Raw genomic sequence first — 19,507 nt, forward strand, 5'->3', positions numbered from 1 at the left:
GGCTACTACCCGCCCGGCCCGTCACCGACTCTTACGGCTGCGACGGCGCGTGGGCTCACCGCCGACGGCGGTGAGCCCACAGGTACCGCTTGCGGTCAGGCGCGGGACCACTTCTGGTTGGCGGTGCCGCCGCAGTCCCAGAGCTGCAACCGGCCGCCGTTGTTCGGGTTGTTCTCCCGGACGTCGACGCACCGGTTCGCGCTGAGGTTCACCAGGTCACCGGCGGGGCTGAGGGTGAACCGTTGGGCCGGGTTGCCGTTACAGGTGACCAGGTTGACCTCGGTGCCGTTGGCGGTGCCTGCCCAGGCCGGGTCCATGCACTTGCCCATGGCGCGGACGGTGCCGTCGGCGGCGAAGGTCCACGCCTGGGCGGCGGTGGTGTTGCAGTCCCAGATCTGCAACGGCGCCCCGTCGTACGGGTTGGCGCTGGGGATGTCGATGCACCGTCCACTCTGCTGGCCCCGGATCCGGGTGGTGCCGGTGTTGCCGTCCGGGACGTAGCCGTAGACCCGCACGTAGTCGACGAGCATCTGCTGCGGGAACTGGGTGCTGCCGTCCGGGTAGCCGGGCCAGTTGCCGCCCACCGCGACGTTGAGGATCATGAAGAACGGGTGGTCGAAGACCCACCGGTTGCCGCCGAGTCGGCTCGGGTCGACGCGGAAGAACTCCTGGCCGTCGAGGTACCAGCGGATGCTGTTCGGTTCCCAGTCGACCCGGTAGGTGTGGAAGGCGTCGGCCAGCGGCTGTCCGATGACGCGGCTGCCGGTGATCCCGCCGCCGCCGGAGTAGCCGGGCCCGTGGATGGTGCCGTGCACGGTGTTCGGCTCGCGACCGACGTTCTCCATGATGTCGATCTCGCCGGAGGCCGGCCAGCCGACGTTGCCGAAGTCGCTGCCGAGCATCCAGAAGGCCGGCCAGATGCCCTGACCGCGAGGGATCTTGATGCGGGCCTCGAACCGGCCGTACGCCTGGCTGAAGGTGGCGGCGGTGAGCAGTCGGGCCGAGGTGTACTCGCACCGGCCGTAGTGACACTGGTAGTTGGCCGGGTTCTCCCGGCGCGCGGTGATGACCAGGTTGCCCTGCCCGTCGTGCACCGCGTTGCTGGTGCTGTTGGTGTAGTACTGCCGCTCGTTGTTGCCCCAGCCGTGGCCGCCGATGTCGAAGCGCCACTTGGACTGGTCGACCGGCGTACCGGCCGGGGCGTTGAACTCGTCCTGCCAGGTGAGTCCGCCGATGGCGGCGGCGGCCGGTGCGGCGGTCACGGGGACGACGAGCATGCTGGCGACGACGGCCGCGGCGAGGGCGGCGGCTGTCCGTCGAAGCCTTCGGGAGATGGTGGACACGATGGTCTCCTTGGGGTCTGCGGATGAGGCTGGCGCCCCGGCGAGGAGGGGAGAGCGCTCTCCATATCGCAGTCTGTCGATTTCAACAGAATTAGTCAAGGTTGTTAACAGCGATCATGGAGCGTGACGACGCTCGGTGATCGTCAACTTTGGGTTGACGACTGCGGGTCGTCAACCTATGGTTGACGCATGACGAATCCGGTCCAGATGAACAATCCCGTCCGGCTCGACGACCTGATCCAGGCCATCAAGCAGGCCCATCCCGACGCGCTCGACCAGCTCACCGACGCGGTGATGGTCGCCGACCACATCGGCGAGGTCGCCGACCATCTCATCGGTCACTTCGTGGACCAGGCCCGCCGCTCCGGCGCCTCCTGGACCGAGATCGGCCGCAGCATGGGAGTGAGCAAGCAGGCCGCGCAGAAGCGCTTCGTGGCCAAGAGCGACGCCGGGCCGATCGACCCGCAACAGGGGTTCAACCGCTTCACCCCGCGCGCCCGCAACGTGGTGATGGCCTCGCAGAACGAGGCCCGCGCCGCCGGCAACGCCGAGATCGGCCCGGCGCACCTGGTGCTCGGGCTGCTCGCCGAGCCGGAGGGCCTGGCCGTGAAGGTGCTGGCCGCCGAGGGCGTCACGGCCGGGGCGGTACGCGAGGCGGCCACCGCCGCGCTGCCGCCCTCCGTCGGCGAGGTCCCGGATCTGATCCCGTACGACGCGGCCGGCAAGAAGGCGCTGGAACTGACCTTCCGCGAGGCGCTGCGCCTGGGGCACAACTACATCGGCACCGAGCACATCCTGCTGGCGCTGCTGGAGCAGGAGGACGGCGAGGGCGTGCTCACCGGCCTCGGTGTGGAGAAGGCCGCCGTGGAAGCGGGCACCGCGGCGGCCCTGGCCAAGGTCCGGGTGTTCGAGTAGCGGATCAGGGCGCGGTGGGGAAGCCGTACCGGGCGGCGTGCTCCGGGTCCTCCGGCTCGATCTGGCGCAGCCCGGCGTCGGCGAGGCGCTTGTTGACCTCGTCCAGGTGCTCACGCACCAGTCGGGCCTCCTCCTCGGTGACCCGCCCCCGGTGCGGCTTGCCGGCGTGGTCGATGGTGCCGTAGTCGATCTTCTCCGGGGCGCGTCGCGCCTTCGGTGGGCGTACCCGCTCGGCGGTCTTGAGCAGTTGTGCCATCGGCATGTCGGTGGCCATCGCGTCGAACTCGCTCGCGGTCAGCACCACCCGGCGCGGCTCACCGTTGCCGTGCCGGTCGTGGATCTCGACCACCGCCACGTCCAGCGCGGCGTCGTCGATGTTCTCCACCTCCACCGGCGTCGCGTCCAACTGCACGGGCCCGGCCACCAGGTCAGGATGCTCGACGACGACGACGCGGACCGCCTCGTCGTCGGGACCCAGCACCGTGCCGCTGAAGTCGGAGACGCGGATCGTCTTCTTGCCCATGTGCGCAGTTGCTCCCGTCGTGGCCTGTCGGAGGACCAGCAGACGTTACCCGACAGGTGTGCGAAAGGACGCGCTGGCTCGCCGGGCCGGCCCGGGTGCCGGGGGCCTCAGAGCGTGTTGAGGTGGCGGCGGGAGGAGTAGCCCGCCGGCAGTTCGTTGAGGTCGTGCCAGGAGAGGGCACCGAGGCCGGCGCGGTGACCGCCGTAGGAGAGCTGACCCGGGAAGTGTTCGGCGCACCGTCGTATCCGTCGGGTGTCCTGCGCGGAGCGGTCGTTCGGCTGAATCGGCATGTCCCCCACCGTTTCAAAGAAAGTTGTCCATGTATGGAAATGGATATGACGGTCGATCGATGACCCGGGTTCCCGGCCGAGGCGTTGGTCACCCGATCGGTACCACCGCGCCCAGTGCCCGACGTACCGTGATCGGCGGAGGCCGGAGCGACGGTGCGGAGGTGGGCGATGCTCGACCGGCGGCTCCACCTGCACCTGGCGACCTGGCTCGGGCAGTGGCCGGCAGGTCCCGGGCTGCACGTGGTCTGCTCCACCCGGCGCGCCCGCCCGGCCTGGGACGGCCGGTTGCGGCCGGCTGTCGCGGTCACCGCCGGCACGAGCACCGTGCTCTCGGTGGCCCCGGACCGGGTCGCGGCGGTACGCGACCTGGCCCGGCGGCCGGAGTCGCTGCCGGACGCGTTGCCGGCGGCGGTCGGTCATCCCGGCTGGGTGGTACACGACGACGTGTTCCGCTGGAGCGTCGCTCCCGCGCCCCTGCCCGACGTCGGTGAGTGGGTGCCGCCCGGTTCCGCCGGCCTGCCGTCCTGGTTGCGCCTGTTCGACCGGCCGGTCCTGGTGGTGCGGGACGTGCGGGGTCGTTACCTGGCCGGCGTCGGCGTCAAGCGGCACGACCGGCACGGGCACGAGTTGGCGGTGGGTACGCAGCCGGCCGCCCGGGGGCGCGGACTGGCCCGGCGGTTGGTGGCCCAGGCCGCGCGTCGGGTGCTCGCGGACGGCGCGGTGCCGACCTATCTGCACGCCCGGGACAATGCCGCCTCAGCCCGGGTGGCGGAGGCGGCGGGTTTCCCCGACCGGGGCTGGCGGTCGTACGGCGTCTATCCGGGCTGACGGTCGACCTGACGGCAGGGCGCGGACCGTGGATCCCGGGCCGGATCCACGGTCCGCAGCCTCCCCCCAGGCCCATGTGCGGCTCGATGTGATCACGCTACGTATCTGAGTGGTGGTCGGCAAGTAGCCACCGCGTGGTCTGCGGTGTCGAAAAGTGGACTTGACCTGCCCGGACGCATCGATGTGGATCGGCTGCGGGGTGACTCAGCGTGTGGTTTCGGCGTGCCCGGTCAGGCCCAGTGCCTCGGCGGCGGCCCGCCCGTTGGCGTGGCTCGCGCCGAAGGTGGTGACGAACGCCTGGACGCCGGCCGGTCGCCACGCGGCCGGCCACCCCATCTCGACCACCGCCACCGGATGCGTGGCGGCCAGCGCGGCGGCGAGTTCCGGGCCGCCGGGCAGCCGGTGCAGGTGGCGCCCGACCAGCACGATCGGGCGGGTGCCGGCACGGCGGCGCAGCGCCTCCGGGTCGGCCTCGGTGGCCACCACCCGGATCTCCTCGGTGCCGTCGAGGTGCGGGCCGAGCCCCCACGGCACCCGTCCCTCGGCGACGGTGGAGCGGGCGTGCACCTGCACCACCAGTGGCTGGTCCAACCCGGCCAGGACGCCCTCCACCCGGACCGCCCGGCGCGCGGCGGCGTACCCGAGGTCGGCGGGGACGGTGACCTCGGACCGCGCGGTCCGGGTCCAGGCGGCGAGGGCGGCGACGCGGTCGGCGGCCTGCTCCACCCGGACGCGGTCGAGCCGGCCGTCGCCGAGCGCGGCGACGATCTCGGCGGCGACGGCCTCGACCAGGTCCGCGTCGACCTTGGCGCCGATGCAGAGCAGGTCGGCTCCGGCGGCCAGGGCCCGCACCGCACCCGGTGCGACGCCACCGGCGGCGAGGGTGGCGCCCCGCATCTCCAGCGCGTCGGTGACCACGACGCCGTCGAAGCCGTACCGGTCGCGCAGCAGGTCGGTCAGGACGGCGCGGCTGAAGGTGGCCGGCCCGTCGCCGGTCAGTGCGGGAACCCGGATGTGTGCGGTCATCACGGCCTTCGCCCCGGCCGCGATCACCGCGGCGAACGGTGGCAGGTCGCGCTGGCGCAGGAGGTCGGGCGAGGCGTCCACGGTGGGCAGCTCGTGGTGGGAGTCGGCGATCGTCGCGCCGTGGCCGGGGAAGTGCTTGGCGCAGGCGGCAACTCCGGCGGCCTGGAGCCCGGTGGTCGCCGCCGCCGAGTGGGCGGCCACCCGGACCGGGTCGGCTCCGAACGAGCGGGTGCCGATGACCGGGTTGTCGTCGGCGCTGTTGACGTCGACGGTGGGTGCCAGGTCGACGGTGATGCCCAGGGCGGCCAGCTCCGCGCCGATGGCGTGGTAGACCCGGCGGGTGAGGGCCACGTCGCCGATCGCGCCGAGCGCCGCGTTGCCCGGGTACGGGCTGCCGGTGGCGTGCGCCAGTCGGGTTACGTCACCGCCCTCCTCGTCGACGGCGATCAGCACGTCGGACCGTCCGGCCCGCAGCGCGGCCGTGGCGGCCGCCACCTGCTCCGGCCGATGGATGTTGGTGCCGAACAGGGTGTGCCCGGCCAGCCCCTCGGCCACCAGCTCGACCGCCCAGTCGGGCGGGACCGGCCCCGGGTACGCGGCCAGCAGGGTGCCCAGCGCCAGCCGGCGGAGTCCCGGATCGATCCCCATGGAGGCGTCTCCTCTCGGTGCCGGCCGGTGCGGATCTCGTACCGGGTCGGCCGAGAGCCCTGCTTCCACCCGGCCGATACGCTACGGCTACCCGTTCCAAGGTCGGTTTACTGTTGTCAAAGCTAGATAGTTAGCAAAGTTTACTAATACATGAGGACATGGCATGAGTGCGACCCGGTTGCCCGGCACCCCACGTCTGTTGCGCGCCCTCAACGACCGTGCGGCGCTGGAACTGCTGCTGGAACAGGGGCCGCTGACCCGGGCTCGGCTCGGTGAGCTGACCGGCCTCTCCAAGGTCACCGCATCCCAACTGGTGGAGCGGTTGGAGGAGCGGGGGCTGGTCGCCCGGGTGGGTGAGCAGGCCGGTGGTCGGGGGCCGAACGCCCAGCTCTACGCGGTGCGCCCGGGTAGCGCGCACGTGGTCGGCGTGGACGTCGGGCCGGAGCGTGTGGTGGCCGCCTGCGCCGACATCACCGGCGCGGTGATCGGTCGGGTCGAGCAGTCCACCCGGGACACCGACGACCCGGTCGGCGTCGTGCACAACGCGGTGGTGCAGGTGGCCGGCAGTGCCGGTGCCCAGCTGTCGAGCGTACGGCGGATCGTGCTCGGCACCCCCGGCCTGGTCGACCCGGGCACCGGCGACATCACCTTCGCGTTCAACCTGCCGCGCTGGCACCGGGGTCTGCTCGCCGCGCTCCGCGACGACCTGGACACCCCGGTGGTCTTCGAGAACGACGTGAACCTGGCCGCGGTGGCCGAGGCGCAGTCCGGTGCGGCCCAGGGTCTGTCGGACTTCGTGCTGGTCTGGGTCGGTGCCGGTGTCGGCCTGGCGATCATGCTGGGTGGGCGGCTGCACCACGGCAGCAGTGGCGCGGCCGGCGAGATCGGCTACCTGCCGGTGCCCGGCGCGCCCATCCCGCGCGACGTCTCCCGGCGGGCCAAGCCCGCCTTCCAGCAACTGGCCGGTGCCGACGCGGTCCGCGCGCTGGCCCGCGAGCACGGCTACCCGGACGCCGGGGCGGCCGACGCCGTCCGCGCCGCGATCGCCGACGGCGCCGCCGGCGGACCGATGCTCGACGAGGTGGCCCGTCGGCTGGCCCTGGGCGTGGCGAGCACCTGCGTGGTGCTGGACCCGCCGCTGGTGGTGCTCGCCGGTGAGGTGGGGCAGGCCGGCGGGGCGGCGTTGGCCGAACGGGTACAGCACGAGGTGGCCGCCATCACGCTGGTCCGCCCCCGGGTGGTGTCCACCGGGCTGACCGAGGAACCGATCGTGCACGGGGCGTTGCGGACCGCGCTGGACGCCGTCCGGGACGAGGTCTTCGGCTCCACGGTCGGCTGAGCCGCCGATGCCGTCCATGTGAAGGAAGTCTTCAGCATCGGCCCGGAGGTGGCAAGGAGTTGCCGCCTCCAGGCCGGCGCTCAGGTCAGGTCGCGGCGCCGGAACAGCGCGAAGGCGGCCACGGTGAGCCCGACGGTGAGCGACAACAGCACGGCCAGTGCCGGTCGCCAGGTCAGCGTGTAGAGACCGTCGCAGTAGCTGGAGAGCAGATTGGTGCAGGCGCTGTCGTCCCAGAGCTCGACCCTGCCGGTGAGCCACGCCCAGACGTAACTGGTCAGCATGAGTTGGTCGGGTCGGGGCGTCCCGACGATCTCCAGCACGATCCGGCCGCCCAACTCCCACACCACCAGGTACGCGGCCACCGCCCCGAGTGCCGCCGAGGTGTGCCGGCCCATCGTGGCCACGGCGAAGCCGATCGCCGTGGCCAGGAGCACCAGCACCAGGCCCCGGACCCAGATCGCGCCCAGGCTGCCCCAGAACGTCGGATTCGTCGGGCCGGGATGGCCGGCCAACTGGGCGATCGTCCAGAAGGTGACCAGGTAGGTCGCCGAGGCGAGCAGGGACAGGGCCAGCACCGCCCCGAGCAGCGTGCCGAGCTTGGTGCCCAGCACCGTCATCCGGCGCGGTCGCCACAGCAACAGGTTCACCACGCCGCCGGAGTTCAGGTCGGCGCCGATCGCCGAGGCCCCCACCAGGAAACCGAACAGCACCAGGAACGCCACGAGGAAGTACAACAGCGGCTCGGCCTGCCGGGTGAAGGTGAACACGCCGTCGAGGTAGTCGGCCGCCACCGGCAACCGGTCCCGGAGCGCCGGATCGACCTCGCTGCAGTCGGCCGGCAGGTAGCCGTCCTCCTCCCGGGGCGGCGAACCCTGCTGTCGGGCCAGGCACCGGTCGTGCTCCAACTCCAGTCCGCGCCGGTCGTCGGCGGCCTGTCGCTGGGCCGCGGCCAACTCGGCCGGACTGGGACTGTGCGAACCGGCGATCGTGGTGCCGGCGGTGACCACGAAGGCCAGCGCCAACAACGCCACCATGAGCTGGACGAAACGGCGGGCCGCCAACCGTTCCGCCTCGGCACGGATCAGGTTCACGCGCCCACCTCCCGGACGCCGAGGTCGATCTCCCGGCCGACGGTCGTGTCGTCCGACGTGTCGTGCACCTGCCGGGGCACCCCCACCGGCCCCGGTGCGCCGGTCAGATCCAGGAAGACGCTCTCCAGATCCGGGCGCAGCGGCGTCAGTTCGCGTACCCAGACGCCCTGCTCGCCCAGCGTCCGGTTGACCAGCGCCGGATCCGGCACCCCGTCCACCACCAGATGGTCGGCGTGCCCGGTGACCGCCCACCCGGCGGCCACCAGCAACTCCTCGGCCCGGCCCAGGTCGTCGGCGCGGACCAGGCACTCGTGCCGGTCGTGGCCGGCGAGCACCTCCGCCACCGGACCGCTGGCGGCCCGTCGCCCCCGCGAGATGATCGTGACGTGGTCGCAGATCACCTGGATCTCGGCCAGGATGTGGCTGGACACCAGCACGGTCACCCCGCGCTCGGCCAGCGCCCGCATCAGGTCACGCATCTCCCGGATGCCCGCCGGGTCCAGCCCGTTCGCCGGCTCGTCGAGGATCAGCAACTCCGGTTGCTTGAGCAGCGCCGAGGCCACCGCCAGACGCTGCTTCATGCCGAGCGAGTAACCCTTGACCCGCTCGTGCGCCCGGTCGAGCAGACCGACCTGCTCCAGCACGTCGTCGACCCGGGCGATCGGTACGCCACCGGCCAGCGCGAGCAACCGCAGCGTGCGGTACGCGGTGAAGTTGCCGAAGAACTGCGGACTCTCCACGATCGCGCCCACCCGGCCCGCCACCTGGGTCAACTGCTCCGGGGCGGAGGCGCCGAGCACCCGCATCCGGCCCTGGTCGGCGCGTACCAGCCCGAGCAGCGCCCGCAACGTGGTCGTCTTGCCCGACCCGTTCGGGCCGAGGAACCCGTGCACCTGACCGGCCTCGACCAGCAGGTCGAAGCCGTCGACCGCGACGCGGCTGCCCCGACGCAGGCTACGGAAGGTCTTCCGTAGACCGTCGATCTCGATGACCGCACTCGCCATGAGCCGCCCTTCGGGTGAGCAATGACACGGCGCCCCACCCTACGGCGGGCGCGTACGCCCGTGGGGGCAGCCCGCTGCTGCGTGGTTGGATGGGCGGGTGACTGGTGACCTGATCCCTGGCGCCGGTGGCGCCACCCCCGCCCCCTCACCCGTGGACGCGGATCTGGTGGTCAGCCTCGACGGCGTCGCCGTACGCCGGTCCGGCACCGCCCTGCTGCACGATGTGGACTGGCGGGTCGAACTGGACGAACGCTGGGTGGTGCTGGGCCCCAACGGTGCCGGCAAGACCACGTTGCTCAACCTCGCCGCCGGGCGGCTGCACCCGACCACCGGCACCGCACACGTGCTGGGCGAGCGGATCGGCCGCACCGATGTGACCGAGCTGCGTACCCGCATCGGGCTCGCCACCGCCGCGCTCGCCGAGCGTCTGCCCGCCGACGAGCGGGCCGTGGACGTGGTGATGACGGCGGCCTGGTCGGTGGTGGGCCGCTGGCGGGAGAGCTACGACCCGGCCGACGAGTCCCGGGCCCGGGCGCTGCTCGACCAGCTCGGGGTCGGCGCGCTGACCGACCGGACGTACGGCACGCTCTCCGAGGGCGAGCGCAAGCGGGTGCAGATCGCCCGGGCGCTGATGACCGACCCGGAGCTGCTGTTGCTGGACGAACCGGCGGCCGGGCTCGACCTCGGCGGCCGCGAGGACCTGGTGGGCCGGCTCGCCGAGCTGGCCCAGGACCCGGACGCCCCGGCGTTGGTGCTCGTCACGCACCACGTGGAGGAGATCCCGCCCGGCTTCACCCACGCGCTGCTGCTGCGCGACGGCGCCGTGATGGCCCAGGGGCTGCTGGCCGACGTCCTCACCGCCGACAACCTGACCAAGACCTTCGGCCTGCCGCTGCTGGTCGAACGCCACGGCGAGCGGTTCACCGCCCGCGCCGCCTGAAAGGAGGGGTCCCCTGCTAACGCCTGCGGTATAGCAGGGGACCCCTCCTTTCACCCCACCCCAGCCAGCCAGACGAGCCAGCCGGAGGAGCTTCCGTGCCCCAGACCCGGGTCGCCGTGGTGGGCAGCGCGAACATGGACCTGGTCGCCACCGCCCCGGCCCTGCCCCGGCCGGGGGAGACCACGCTCGGCACCGACTTCGTCACGGTGCCCGGCGGCAAGGGGGCGAACCAGGCCATCGCCGCCGCCCGCGCGGGTGCCGCCAGCACCTTCCTCGGCGCGATCGGTTCCGACTCGTTCGGGGTGACCCTGCGGGCCCGGATCGCCGCCGCCGGGGTCGACACCAGCCACCTCCGCACCAGTTACGGCGCCTCCGGGGTGGCCCTGGTCATGGTCAACGCCGCGGGCGAGAACGCGATCCTGGTGACGCCGGGCGCGAACGGCTCGATGACCGCGCTCACCGAGGGCGAACTGGCCGCCGTACGGGACGCGGACGTGCTGGTCGCCCAGTTGGAGATCCCGGTGGAGACGGTGACCGAGGCGGCGGTGGCCGCCCGGGCGGCCGGCACCCGGGTGGTGCTCAACGCCGCGCCGGCCGTTCCGTTGCCGCCGGACCTGCTGGCCGCCGTGGACCTGCTGGTGGTCAACGAGAACGAGGCGCAGACGTACACCGGTCGGGGCCGGGACGAGCCGCAGGCGCTGCTCGACCTGGTGCCCCGGGCGGTGCTCACCCTCGGCGCGCAGGGCGCCTGGTACGGCGACCGGGACGGTGTCGCCGCGCACGTGCCCGCCGTACCGGTGGACACGGTGGACTCGACGGCCGCCGGGGACGCGTTCACGGCCGCGCTCGCGGTGGCCTGGGGCGAGGGCCGGGACCTGGTCGACGCGGTCCGCTGGGCGGCGGCGGCCGGCGCGGCCTGCGTCCGTCGGCTCGGCGCGAGCGTGTCGCTGCCGCACCGGGCCGACATCGACCAGCTCTACGTCCCGGCACCCTGACCGGGACGGCCGGTCGGGCGTCCGCCGCCGTGTCCCGGTGCGGTGTCGGCGTCGGTGCGGAACGCCCGGCGGTACGCCGACGGTGAGGTCCGCATCGCCCGGGCGAAGTGGTGGCGGTAGGTGACCGACGTGTCGAAGCCGACCGCGGCGGCGATCTCCGTGACCGGTGCGTCGCTCGTCTCCAGCAGCGCCAGGCTGGCCCGGATCCGCTGGTCGATCAGCCACCGGATCGGGCTGGTGCCGGTGGCACGGGCGAAGTGCCGCAGGTAGGTGCGCGGTGACATGTGCGCCTGCCGGGCCAGCGTCGCCACCGTCAGCGGTGCGGGCAGGTGCGCCAACGCCCAGGCGAGGCTGCCGGCGATCCGGTCGTCGTCCGGGCCGGTGGTCACCGGGGCCTCGATGAACTGCGCCTGACCGCCGTCGCGGTGCGGCGGGATCACCAGCCGCCGGGCCACCGCGTTGGCCACCGCCACCCCGTGGTCCCGCCGGACCAGGTGCACGCAGAGGTCCAGACCGGCGGCGCTGCCCGCGCTGGTGAGCACGTCACCGTCGTCGAGGTACAGCACGTCGGGATCCACCGTCACCTGCGGGTAGCGGCGGGCCAGCAGGTCGGCGTACCGCCAGTGGGTGGTGGCCCGGCGCCCGTCGAGCAGGCCGGCGCCGGCCAGCGCGAACGCGCCGGAACAGAGGGAGACGAGCCGGGCGCCGCCCCGGTGCGCCCGGCGCAGGGCGGCCACCAGTTCGGGTGACGGCGTGCCGTGCACGTCGGGCACCCCGGGCACGATCACCGTCCCGGCGGCGGCCAGGTCGTCCAGGCCGTACGGGCTGTGCAGGCCGGCGCCGCCGACCAGCGGCACCGGGCCGGGCCGTTCGGCGCAGAGCCGCAGCGTGTACCAGGGCACGCCCAGCTCGGGCCGGGGCAGACCGAAGACCTCGGTGACGAATCCGGTCTCGAAGACCGACATCCCCGGGTACGCGAGCACGGCGACGGTGCGGTCCGCCGGAGTCATGGCGGGATGTTAGCGCAGTACGGCGGCAGCGCCACTCGTCGTCGACGGCGTACCGGCCGAGGATCGGTGCATGTCACGTGTTTTCGCGGTGCCGGCCGCCACGCCGGAGGCCGCCGTCACCCAGTTCCTGGACCGGCTCCGGTTCGAGACCGACGTCGCCGACGTGCACGCCGACCTGACCGCCGGGGTGCCCGATCTGGTGGTGGTCGACTCCCGGAGCGACGACGCCTGGGAGCAGGGGCATCTGCCCGACGCCCTGCACCTGCCCACCGCGCGGATCGCCACGGAGGCGGCGGTGACGGTGCCACCCGGAGCGCGGGTGGTGACGTACTGCTGGGGTCCCGGTTGTGACGGCGCCACCCGGGCGGCGCTGGAGTTCGCCCGGCTCGGCTATCCGGTCAAGGAGATGCGCGGCGGGTACGAGTACTGGGCGCGGGAGGGCCTGCCGGTGGTGACCGGGACCGGGATCACCCAGCGACCGGTGGACGAGCTGACCGCGCCGCGCCGCGCCGCCTGCGGCTGCTGACCGTCCTCCGGCCACCGCCCGCGACCGCCGGCTGTCTCCCCGGGGGCGCGGGCGGCGGACCGGCACCGCGTCGGGTGGTGTCAGCCGGCGTCGTCGCTCAGCTTCTCGCCCCGTCGTCGCAGCATGCCCAGGCCGGGGATGCCGGCCACGGCGAGCTTGAGGTCCCGGGTGACGTCGAGCAGGTCGTGCAGGTCCGGACCGACCCGGTCCAGCGTGGCCAGGATCGGCAGCACGTCCGAGGTGAGGTGTTCCCGGAGCCTCGGCAACTCGTCGACCAGGCGTACGGCGGCGGTGACCTCCTCCTCGCTGAGCTGCTCGACGAAGTGGTTGGCCATCGGGGCGGCCCGGCGCAGCGCCGGCTCGTACGCGGCCAGCAGCTCGGCCGCCGTCGCCGCCGCCTCGGCCGCCGCGCCCACCGTGCCGGCGGCCCGGCCGGTCACCGACGTCGCCGTGTCGACCACGCCCTCGGCCGTGCGGGTCACCCGCTCGGCGCCGGCCACCACGGTGGCGGCGGCCGTCGACACCTGCTCGGCGGTGGCCACCACGGTGGCGGCGGCCGCCGACACCCGCTCGGCCTCACCGATCACCCCGGCCGCCGTGGCGGTCAGCTCGCTCGCCTGCCGCACGGCGGTGGTGGCCGCCGCGCTGATCACCGCCACCTCGCGGACGGCCACGTCGGCGTCGGTGAGCATCTGGTCGGTGCGGTCCAGGGTCTGCTCGACCCGGTCCACCACACCCTCGATCCGGTCCACCACGCCGTTGATCCGGTTCAGCAGCTCCTCCACGCCGTCCAGCACCGCGAACGCGCGGGTCGGGACCGCCGCGAACGACGCGGCCTGGTCGAGGGCGGATCGGGTGAGACCGACGACCGAGGTCGGCCGGGGAAGGGGGATCGCCATGCCGTCAAGTGTGCGCCGCCCCGGCCAGCGGCACCGGGCGGCCGGTCGTCAGTGGTCTCCCTGCTGCTCGACGGCGCGTTGCACCGCCCGGTAGATCTGCCCGAACCGCAGCGCGTCGGGCGTGCGCAGCACCATCACCTCCTGACCCCGGTACTGCACCCACAGCTCGTTGACCCGGTTCCCACGCTCGTACGAGCGGTCCAGCCAGCCGAGCGGGATCTCCAGGAACGGCACCAGCGCCAGCGCGACGACCACGCAGGCGACGAAGACGATCAGCGCGGGCATCCACTCGCCCCGGTCCGAGGCGGACCAGGCCAGCGAGATCACGCAGATCAGCCCGATCAGCGGGGGCAGGGAGAGCAGCAGGACCAGGACGCCCCGGCCGAGCACCCGCCCCCGTACGGCGAGGGTGGTCTGTCCCTTGGCGTGCCAGACGTAGGTCACTTCGGTCAGCGGGATGACGTGTCCTGCGGCCCGGATCGACTCCGACGTCACCTGCACCGTGTCGTCCCGGTAATAGAGCGCCATCACTAAGCCTAACCACCTCCGGGCGTTCCGTGTCTGTCACGCGGAGGTCAGCGTCGCCTCATGCGGAGGTCGGCCCGGTCAACGACGGCGGGGCGGGCGGGCCGGTTCGTTCGCCTCCATGGCCCGTTGCACGGCGCGGTAGATCTGCCCGAAGCGCAGCGCGTCCGGGGTCTGGAGCAGCCGGACGGGGTGTCCCCGCCAGCGGATCCACACCTCCCGCTGGCGGCTGCCCCGGGCGTACGAGCGGTCGAAGTACTCGAAGAGCTGGTCGGCGATGGGCCCGGCGGCCAGGCCGATCAGCACCGAGGTGCCGATGATGGCGACGGTGACGGTCGGCGACCGGTCGAGCCAGATGCCGATGACGATGCCGATGACGGCGAAGACCAGCGGGACGATCATCGCCGCGCCGAGGGCGCCACGTCCGGCCAGCACCCGCCAGGACAGGGTGCCCCGGTGGTGCCAGAGCTCGCTGATCTCGGTCAGCGGGTACGAGTCACCGTCGACGGTGACGGCGCGTGAGGTGACCTGTACGGACCTGTCGTCGTAGTACGTGACCATCGCGGGAACTCCGGGTGGTGGGACTGGCGGCCAGACTACGTGTCCGACCAGGTGCGCCGTAAGGTTGGCACGGACTTCAACGAGGAAGTGAGGGTCAGCGTGGGTGAGTTCGTGCGGCTGGAGACCAGGGACGGCATCGGCACCATCCGGTTGGACCGGCCACCGATGAACGCGCTCAACACCCAGGTGCAGGAGGAGTTGCGGGCCGCCGCGTCGGCCGCCACCACCGACCCCGAGGTCCGCGCGGTCATCGTGTACGGCGGGGAGAAGGTGTTCGCGGCCGGTGCGGACATCAAGGAGATGGCCGACATGTCCTACGTGGACATGTCCGAGCGGGCGGCCGACCTGTCCAGCGCGCTCGGCGCGATCGCCCGGATCCCCAAGCCGGTGGTGGCCGCGATCACCGGGTACGCCCTCGGTGGCGGCTGCGAGCTGGCGCTGGCCTGTGACTGGCGGGTGGTGGCCGAGGACGCCAAGCTCGGCCAGCCCGAGATCAAGCTCGGCATCATCCCCGGTGCCGGCGGCACCCAGCGGCTGGCCCGGCTGATCGGGCCGGCACGTGCCAAGGATCTGATCATGTCCGGTCGGATGGTGGACGCGCAGGAGGCGCTGCGGATCGGTCTGGCCGACCGGGTCGCGCCGGCCGGCGAGGTCTACGACGCGGCGGTGGCGCTGGTGCAGCCGTACCTGCGCGGCCCGGTGCAGGCGCTGCGGGCGGCGAAGCTCGCCGTGGACGGCGGCCTGGACATGGACCTGAACTCCGCCCTGGCCTGGGAGAGTCAGCTCTTCGCGGCGCTGTTCGCCACCGACGACCGGCGGGAGGGTATGGCGGCGTTCGTGGCGAAGCGGAAGCCGGACTTCACCGGTCGATGAAGATGGTTCACATTCCAGCTACCGGCCAGTAGCGTGTGACTCCGGTCGCCGACGAGAAGGAGCGGGAATGACGGAGCGGATCGAGGGGCACGGCGGGGAACTCGCACTCGCGGCGCTGCGCGCGTACGGGGTGCGGGAGATGTTCACCCTCTCCGGCGGGCACGTGTTCCCGCTCTACGACGCCGCGTACAAGTCCGACTTCCCGATCTACGACGTGCGGCACGAGCAGTCCGCCGTCTTCGCCGCCGAGGCGGTGGCGAAGCTCCAGCGTCGCCCCGGCCTGGCCGTACTCACCGCCGGACCGGGCGTGACCAACGGTGTGTCCGGCCTGACCAGCGCGTACTTCAACGCCTCGCCGGTGCTGGTGATGGGCGGCCGGGCCCCGCAGTTCCGCTGGGGCTCGGGCAGCCTCCAGGAGATGGACCACCTGCCGCTGGTCGCCCCGGTCACCAAGCACGCCGAGACGGTGTTCACCGCCGACGACATCCCCCGGGCCGTCGCCGCCGCACTGCGCACCGCGCTCGCCCCGCACCGGGGGCCGGTCTTCCTCGACTTCCCGCTGGAGGCGATCTTCTCGGTGGGCGACGCCGAGCTGCCGACGGCGACGGGCGTCGAGCCGGTCGAGGCCGACCCCGACGAGGTGGCCGCCGCCGCGCGGCTGATCGCCGGTGCGGCCCGTCCGGTCATCGTCGCCGGTTCCGACGTGTACGCCGGTGACGCCGTGGACGCGCTGCGCGCCGCCGCCGAGGCGCTCACCGTGCCGGTCTTCACCAACGGCATGGGTCGGGGCGCCCTGCCGCCGGAGCATCCGCTGGCCTTCGCCAAGGCCCGCCGGGTCGCGCTCTCCGGCGCCGACGTGGTCGTGGTGGTCGGCACCCCGCTGGACTTCCGGCTCTCCTTCGGTGACTTCGGGGACGCCCAGGTGGTGCACGTGGTGGACGCGCCGAGCCAGCGCGCCTCGCACGTCGAGACGGCCGTCGCTCCCGCCGGTGACCTGCGGGCCGTGCTCACCGCCTTCGCCGAGTACACCGGCGACCGGGCCGACCACGCGGACTGGGTGGCGCAGTTGCGCACCGCCGAGGACGCCGCCAAGGCCCGCGACGCCGAGGAGATGGCCGCCGAGACGGACCCGATCCGGCCCGCCCGTGTCTACGGGGAACTGCGCAGGGTCCTCGCCCGCGACGCGGTCACCATCGGCGACGGCGGCGACTTCGTCTCGTACGCCGGGCGCTACCTGGAGCCGGCCCAGCCCGGCACCTGGCTCGACCCGGGCCCGTACGGCTGCCTCGGCACCGGCATGGGTTACGCGATGGGGGCCCGGATCACCCACCCGGACCGGCAGGTCTGCGTGCTGATGGGCGACGGCGCGGCCGGCTTCTCGCTGATGGACGTCGAGTCCCTGGTCCGGCAGAAGCTGCCGGTGGTGATCGTGGTCGGCAACAACGGCATCTGGGGTCTGGAGAAGCACCCGATGCGGGCCATGTACGGCTACGACGTCGCCGCCGACCTCCAGCCCGAGCTGCGGTACGACCACGTGGTGAGCGCGCTCGGTGGGGCGGGGGAGACGGTCGCCAAGGCGGCCGACCTGGGTCCGGCCCTGGCGCGGGCGTTCGACGCGGGAGTGCCGTACCTGGTCAACGTGCTCACCGACCCGGCCGACGCGTACCCCCGCTCCTCGAACCTGGCGTGAGCGCGGCACCCCGCCCCGGCCGGTTCACACCTCGGGGCGGGGTTCCTCGCGCGGCGGGTCGCCCTCGCGTCGGCGCAGGTCGTCCTCGCGCCGCCGCAGGTCCTCCTCCCAGCGCTGGAAGAGTTCCTGGTCCTCCTTGCGGGACCGCTCCTGGATCGAGCGCAGGAACTCGGGGTCGTCGTCCGGGGCGAGCGGCCGCTGCGGGCCCCGTTCGGTGGGTCGGCCGCCCGTCGAGAACATGCCGCTGTCGGCCTTGCGCTCGCGCCCGGCGACGAACCAGGCGATCGAGCCGATCAGCGGGGCGAAGAGGATCATCAGCACCCAGGCGATCCGGGGTAGGTGACGGATGTCGTCTTCCTCGGCGGAGAGGCAGCTGATCAGGGCGCAGACGGCGAGGACGACCTGCACCACGAAGAGGAGGATGTACAGCCGGGCCATGTACCCATCATGTCCTACCCGACGGGATGGTCACACCCCGCGCAGCACCAGCAGCACGCCGAGCAGGGCGAATGCGGCCGTCCCCAGCCCGACCAGGGCGAGCGTACGGCCGCCGCGGGCAGCCGCGCCGACGGTGCTGCTCCGCCGCCAACAGAGCGTGACGACCGCCACCCAGCCGAGCACGGCCAGCGCGGCCGGCAGTGCCCCGGCGGGGCCGCCGGTGAGGGCGAGCCGGACGGCCAGCAGCACCACCACGGTCATCGCCAGCGCGGTGCGTCGCCAGGCCAACCAGGTCCGTTCGGGTTGCAGTCCGGGGTCGCGGGTCGCGCTCATCGGCCCACCGCACCCACCAGCACCGCCACCGTGAGCAGCAGCGCGCCGAGCGCGACGACCAGGGCGAGCACGGCCGGGAACCGGGACGCGGGCAGTTCCCTGCCGAGCCGGATGGCGCGTTCGCTGCGCGCCCAGTGGTCCACCGCCCGCAGCGCGACCACGCCGCCGAGCAGCAGCAGCGCCACCGAGATCACCTCGCGCAGGTAGGACGCCGGCATCTCCGGCAGGAACTGCGCGGCGGCGAGCCCACCGGCGATCAGTGCCAGCCCGGTACGCAGCCAGGCCAGGAACGTCCGCTCGTTGGCCAGCGAGAAGCGGTAGTCGGGGGTGTGCCCCACCGACCGCATCTCCTGCGGGTCGAACCAATTCTTGATCAACTGCCACACGCAGGTGATTATCCGGTTCCGGTCGGGCATAACTGGAAACATGACGGATCTTGACGCGATCACGTTGCGCACGGCGTACGACACCCATCTGCGGCCGGGGCTGCCCGATCCGGTGCCGGACGGGGTCCTGGTGGAGCGGGACGGTCCGGTGTCGCGGGTGTGCGGGCTCGACAGCCGGGGCCTGGTGACCTATCGCGATCTCGGCGGTCTGACCGGCATCGAGCTCGACGGGTTGATCGCCCGACAGGTGGCGGCGGCCGTCGAGCGAGGTGAGCCGGTGGAGTGGAAGCTGCACGGTCACGACGAGCCGGCCGACCTGCCGCAGCGGCTGCGCACGGCCGGGTTCGTCCCGGAGTCGGAGGAGTCCGTGATGGTGGGGCCGGTCGCGCCACTGGCCTCCGCGTTGCCCGTGGTGCCCGAGGGCGTGCACCTGCGTGAGGTGACCGGTCGCGCGGACCTGGAGCGGATCGCGGAGTTGGAGACGCAACTCTGGGGTGCGGACCTGTCCGGCCTGGCCGACGGGCTGGCCCGGGAGATCGACGCCGACCCGCAGTCGATCACCGTGGTGGTGGCCGAGGCGGACGGGACGCTGGTCAGCGCGGGCTGGGTGCGGTATCCGGCGGAGAGCACCTTCGCCACGCTCTGGGGCGGATCGACCCGGCCGGAGTGGCGGCGTCAGGGGATCTACCGGGCGCTGGTCACCTACCGGGCCCGGTCCGCCGGTCAGCGCGACCGGACGCTGTTGCAGGTCGACGCCGGTGCGGAGAGCCGTCCGCTGTTGGAGCGGCTCGGCCTCGTCGCGGTCACCACGACCACGCCCTACGTCTACACTCCGTGATCATGACGCAGCGGCTGACCGACGAGGAGAAGCTGACCCTCAAGACGGGCGCCTTCGGCGCGGTCCTCATGGTCTCGAACGCCGAGCCCGGCCTGCTGGCGGTGTTCCGGGAGAGCTTCGCCGCCTCCGGGGCGATCTCCGAGGCCAGTGGCGTGGTGAAGGAGGCGTTGACCAGCGGGCCGCTGCCGAGGCTGCCGCGCGACTCGGCGCTGGAGATCGAGTCGGTGGTGCTGCCGGCGCTGCGCCGGGCGGTCGGCATCCTCACCGAGAAGGCGCCGCAGGACGTCGGGGTCTACCGCGAGGTGGTGCTGGCCGCCGCGGACCGGACCGCCCGCGCCCACCAGGGGGTCAGCCCGGCGGAGGCCGAGGCGATCGGTCGGATCAGGGACGTCCTGGGCGGGGCGTCCTGACCGGTGATGCCTCCGGTGAGCTGCGTCACGCCGGTCGCGCGGGGAAGCCGATGCTACCGGCAGGTAACATCGCGTC

General features: G+C 73.0%; 23 protein-coding genes. 10 read left to right on the forward strand and 13 right to left on the reverse strand.

Going from position 1 to position 19,507, the window contains the following annotated elements; genetic code table 11:
• Positions 1-95: 95 nt before the first annotated feature.
• Complete coding sequence (locus tag HUT12_RS07200; RefSeq protein WP_176092892.1) at positions 96-1,343, reverse strand: glycoside hydrolase family 16 protein; 1,248 nt, start codon at positions 1,341-1,343, stop codon at positions 96-98.
• A gap of 189 nt (positions 1,344-1,532) precedes the next feature.
• Here HUT12_RS07200 and HUT12_RS07205 point away from each other — a divergent pair, with 189 nt between their 5' ends.
• The gene (locus HUT12_RS07205; protein ID WP_131054447.1) at positions 1,533-2,258 is read left to right on the forward strand and encodes a Clp protease N-terminal domain-containing protein; all 726 of its coding nucleotides are present in this window, start codon (positions 1,533-1,535) and stop codon (positions 2,256-2,258) included.
• 4 nt (positions 2,259-2,262) lie between these two features.
• Here HUT12_RS07205 and HUT12_RS07210 read toward each other — a convergent pair whose 3' ends face one another.
• Positions 2,263-2,781 (reverse strand): hypothetical protein, encoded by a 519-nt coding sequence (locus HUT12_RS07210; RefSeq protein ID WP_131054446.1) that lies wholly within the window; start codon positions 2,779-2,781, stop codon positions 2,263-2,265.
• Between the two features lie 107 nt (positions 2,782-2,888).
• On the reverse strand, positions 2,889-3,071 hold the full coding sequence (locus tag HUT12_RS07215) for a hypothetical protein (RefSeq protein ID WP_131054445.1): 183 nt from the start codon (positions 3,069-3,071) through the stop codon (positions 2,889-2,891).
• A gap of 168 nt (positions 3,072-3,239) precedes the next feature.
• On the opposite strand from HUT12_RS07215, the gene HUT12_RS07220 reads away from it, so the two are divergent.
• Entirely contained in the window at positions 3,240-3,899 is a 660-nt protein-coding gene (locus tag HUT12_RS07220) for a GNAT family N-acetyltransferase (protein ID WP_131054444.1), read from the forward strand.
• A 204-nt stretch (positions 3,900-4,103) separates the two neighbouring features.
• Here the strand turns inward: HUT12_RS07220 and HUT12_RS07225 are convergent, their stop codons facing one another.
• Positions 4,104-5,573, reverse strand: a complete 1,470-nt coding sequence (locus HUT12_RS07225; RefSeq protein WP_176092893.1) for a glycoside hydrolase family 3 protein — start codon at positions 5,571-5,573, stop codon at positions 4,104-4,106.
• 163 nt (positions 5,574-5,736) lie between these two features.
• Here HUT12_RS07225 and HUT12_RS07230 point away from each other — a divergent pair, with 163 nt between their 5' ends.
• Positions 5,737-6,912, forward strand: coding sequence for an ROK family transcriptional regulator (locus tag HUT12_RS07230; RefSeq protein ID WP_176092894.1), 1,176 nt, complete (start codon positions 5,737-5,739; stop codon positions 6,910-6,912).
• An 80-nt stretch (positions 6,913-6,992) separates the two neighbouring features.
• Here HUT12_RS07230 and HUT12_RS07235 read toward each other — a convergent pair whose 3' ends face one another.
• Complete coding sequence (locus HUT12_RS07235) at positions 6,993-8,003, reverse strand: ABC transporter permease subunit (RefSeq protein ID WP_131056773.1); 1,011 nt, start codon at positions 8,001-8,003, stop codon at positions 6,993-6,995.
• Entirely contained in the window at positions 8,000-9,007 is a 1,008-nt protein-coding gene (locus HUT12_RS07240; protein ID WP_176092895.1) for an ABC transporter ATP-binding protein, read from the reverse strand. Before HUT12_RS07240 ends, HUT12_RS07235 begins: the two co-directional genes overlap by 4 nt.
• 97 nt (positions 9,008-9,104) lie before the next feature.
• On the opposite strand from HUT12_RS07240, the gene HUT12_RS07245 reads away from it, so the two are divergent.
• Positions 9,105-9,947, forward strand: a complete 843-nt coding sequence (locus tag HUT12_RS07245; RefSeq protein ID WP_176092896.1) for an ABC transporter ATP-binding protein — start codon at positions 9,105-9,107, stop codon at positions 9,945-9,947.
• A 95-nt stretch (positions 9,948-10,042) separates the two neighbouring features.
• Positions 10,043-10,942 (forward strand): ribokinase, encoded by a 900-nt coding sequence (locus HUT12_RS07250; RefSeq protein ID WP_176092897.1) that lies wholly within the window; start codon positions 10,043-10,045, stop codon positions 10,940-10,942.
• Here HUT12_RS07250 and HUT12_RS07255 read toward each other — a convergent pair.
• On the reverse strand, positions 10,924-11,952 hold the full coding sequence (locus HUT12_RS07255; protein ID WP_176092898.1) for a helix-turn-helix domain-containing protein: 1,029 nt from the start codon (positions 11,950-11,952) through the stop codon (positions 10,924-10,926). The two genes, HUT12_RS07250 and HUT12_RS07255, sit on opposite strands and share 19 nt — an antisense overlap.
• Positions 11,953-12,022: 70 nt before the next feature.
• Between HUT12_RS07255 and HUT12_RS07260 the strand changes: the two genes are divergently transcribed.
• Positions 12,023-12,478 carry a rhodanese-like domain-containing protein gene (locus HUT12_RS07260; protein WP_176092899.1) on the forward strand — a complete coding sequence of 152 codons (456 nt, stop codon included), beginning with the start codon at positions 12,023-12,025 and terminating at the stop codon, positions 12,476-12,478.
• 80 nt (positions 12,479-12,558) lie between these two features.
• Here the strand turns inward: HUT12_RS07260 and HUT12_RS07265 are convergent, their stop codons facing one another.
• The 3 genes from HUT12_RS07265 to HUT12_RS07275 all read right to left on the reverse strand — a co-directional run bounded on the left by HUT12_RS07265 (position 12,559) and on the right by HUT12_RS07275 (position 14,463).
• Positions 12,559-13,377, reverse strand: a complete 819-nt coding sequence (locus tag HUT12_RS07265; protein WP_176092900.1) for a hypothetical protein — start codon at positions 13,375-13,377, stop codon at positions 12,559-12,561.
• Positions 13,378-13,425: 48 nt separating this feature from the next.
• Entirely contained in the window at positions 13,426-13,905 is a 480-nt protein-coding gene (locus tag HUT12_RS07270; RefSeq protein ID WP_131054623.1) for a DUF6232 family protein, read from the reverse strand.
• A gap of 78 nt (positions 13,906-13,983) precedes the next feature.
• Positions 13,984-14,463 (reverse strand): DUF6232 family protein, encoded by a 480-nt coding sequence (locus tag HUT12_RS07275; protein ID WP_131054624.1) that lies wholly within the window; start codon positions 14,461-14,463, stop codon positions 13,984-13,986.
• Between the two features lie 99 nt (positions 14,464-14,562).
• Here HUT12_RS07275 and HUT12_RS07280 point away from each other — a divergent pair, with 99 nt between their 5' ends.
• Positions 14,563-15,336: an enoyl-CoA hydratase/isomerase family protein gene (locus HUT12_RS07280; protein WP_131054625.1), complete on the forward strand. Its 774-nt coding sequence runs from the start codon at positions 14,563-14,565 to the stop codon at positions 15,334-15,336.
• 67 nt (positions 15,337-15,403) lie between these two features.
• A complete protein-coding gene (locus tag HUT12_RS07285) occupies positions 15,404-17,026 on the forward strand; it encodes an acetolactate synthase (RefSeq protein WP_176092901.1) in 1,623 nt (540 codons plus the stop codon).
• 24 nt (positions 17,027-17,050) lie between these two features.
• Here the strand turns inward: HUT12_RS07285 and HUT12_RS07290 are convergent, their stop codons facing one another.
• From HUT12_RS07290 to HUT12_RS07300, 3 genes are read right to left on the reverse strand one after another with little or no spacing between them, the layout of a single operon-like run.
• Positions 17,051-17,464 carry a PLD nuclease N-terminal domain-containing protein gene (locus tag HUT12_RS07290; RefSeq protein WP_176092902.1) on the reverse strand — a complete coding sequence of 138 codons (414 nt, stop codon included), beginning with the start codon at positions 17,462-17,464 and terminating at the stop codon, positions 17,051-17,053.
• Positions 17,465-17,494: 30 nt separating this feature from the next.
• Complete coding sequence (locus HUT12_RS07295) at positions 17,495-17,797, reverse strand: DUF202 domain-containing protein (protein WP_176092903.1); 303 nt, start codon at positions 17,795-17,797, stop codon at positions 17,495-17,497.
• Positions 17,794-18,183 (reverse strand): DUF202 domain-containing protein, encoded by a 390-nt coding sequence (locus HUT12_RS07300; RefSeq protein WP_131054629.1) that lies wholly within the window; start codon positions 18,181-18,183, stop codon positions 17,794-17,796. The genes HUT12_RS07295 and HUT12_RS07300 overlap by 4 nt, the downstream gene beginning before the upstream one ends.
• A gap of 40 nt (positions 18,184-18,223) precedes the next feature.
• Between HUT12_RS07300 and HUT12_RS07305 the strand changes: the two genes are divergently transcribed.
• Positions 18,224-19,021: a GNAT family N-acetyltransferase gene (locus HUT12_RS07305; RefSeq protein WP_176092904.1), complete on the forward strand. Its 798-nt coding sequence runs from the start codon at positions 18,224-18,226 to the stop codon at positions 19,019-19,021.
• The gene (locus HUT12_RS07310; RefSeq protein WP_131054631.1) at positions 19,018-19,431 is read left to right on the forward strand and encodes a hypothetical protein; all 414 of its coding nucleotides are present in this window, start codon (positions 19,018-19,020) and stop codon (positions 19,429-19,431) included. Before HUT12_RS07305 ends, HUT12_RS07310 begins: the two co-directional genes overlap by 4 nt.
• Positions 19,432-19,507: the final 76 nt, after the last annotated feature.

The organism is Verrucosispora sp. NA02020 (assembly GCF_013364215.1).
Classification (GTDB): domain Bacteria; phylum Actinomycetota; class Actinomycetes; order Mycobacteriales; family Micromonosporaceae; genus Micromonospora.

What these genes read in the sequence shown, in the direction of transcription:
- HUT12_RS07205 (WP_131054447.1), top strand. Translation starts at nt 1,533, where the DNA reads ATGACGAATCCGGTCCAGATGAACAATCCCGTCCGGCTCGACGACCTG.
- HUT12_RS07210 (WP_131054446.1), bottom strand. Translation starts at nt 2,781, where the DNA reads ATGGGCAAGAAGACGATCCGCGTCTCCGACTTCAGCGGCACGGTGCTG.
- HUT12_RS07215 (WP_131054445.1), bottom strand. Translation starts at nt 3,071, where the DNA reads ATGCCGATTCAGCCGAACGACCGCTCCGCGCAGGACACCCGACGGATA.
- HUT12_RS07220 (WP_131054444.1), top strand. Translation starts at nt 3,240, where the DNA reads ATGCTCGACCGGCGGCTCCACCTGCACCTGGCGACCTGGCTCGGGCAG.
- HUT12_RS07225 (WP_176092893.1), bottom strand. Translation starts at nt 5,573, where the DNA reads ATGGGGATCGATCCGGGACTCCGCCGGCTGGCGCTGGGCACCCTGCTG.
- HUT12_RS07230 (WP_176092894.1), top strand. Translation starts at nt 5,737, where the DNA reads ATGAGTGCGACCCGGTTGCCCGGCACCCCACGTCTGTTGCGCGCCCTC.
- HUT12_RS07240 (WP_176092895.1), bottom strand. Translation starts at nt 9,007, where the DNA reads ATGGCGAGTGCGGTCATCGAGATCGACGGTCTACGGAAGACCTTCCGT.
- HUT12_RS07255 (WP_176092898.1), bottom strand. Translation starts at nt 11,952, where the DNA reads ATGACTCCGGCGGACCGCACCGTCGCCGTGCTCGCGTACCCGGGGATG.
- HUT12_RS07260 (WP_176092899.1), top strand. Translation starts at nt 12,023, where the DNA reads ATGTCACGTGTTTTCGCGGTGCCGGCCGCCACGCCGGAGGCCGCCGTC.
- HUT12_RS07265 (WP_176092900.1), bottom strand. Translation starts at nt 13,377, where the DNA reads ATGGCGATCCCCCTTCCCCGGCCGACCTCGGTCGTCGGTCTCACCCGA.
- HUT12_RS07270 (WP_131054623.1), bottom strand. Translation starts at nt 13,905, where the DNA reads ATGGCGCTCTATTACCGGGACGACACGGTGCAGGTGACGTCGGAGTCG.
- HUT12_RS07275 (WP_131054624.1), bottom strand. Translation starts at nt 14,463, where the DNA reads ATGGTCACGTACTACGACGACAGGTCCGTACAGGTCACCTCACGCGCC.
- HUT12_RS07285 (WP_176092901.1), top strand. Translation starts at nt 15,404, where the DNA reads ATGACGGAGCGGATCGAGGGGCACGGCGGGGAACTCGCACTCGCGGCG.
- HUT12_RS07290 (WP_176092902.1), bottom strand. Translation starts at nt 17,464, where the DNA reads ATGGCCCGGCTGTACATCCTCCTCTTCGTGGTGCAGGTCGTCCTCGCC.
- HUT12_RS07295 (WP_176092903.1), bottom strand. Translation starts at nt 17,797, where the DNA reads ATGAGCGCGACCCGCGACCCCGGACTGCAACCCGAACGGACCTGGTTG.
- HUT12_RS07305 (WP_176092904.1), top strand. Translation starts at nt 18,224, where the DNA reads ATGACGGATCTTGACGCGATCACGTTGCGCACGGCGTACGACACCCAT.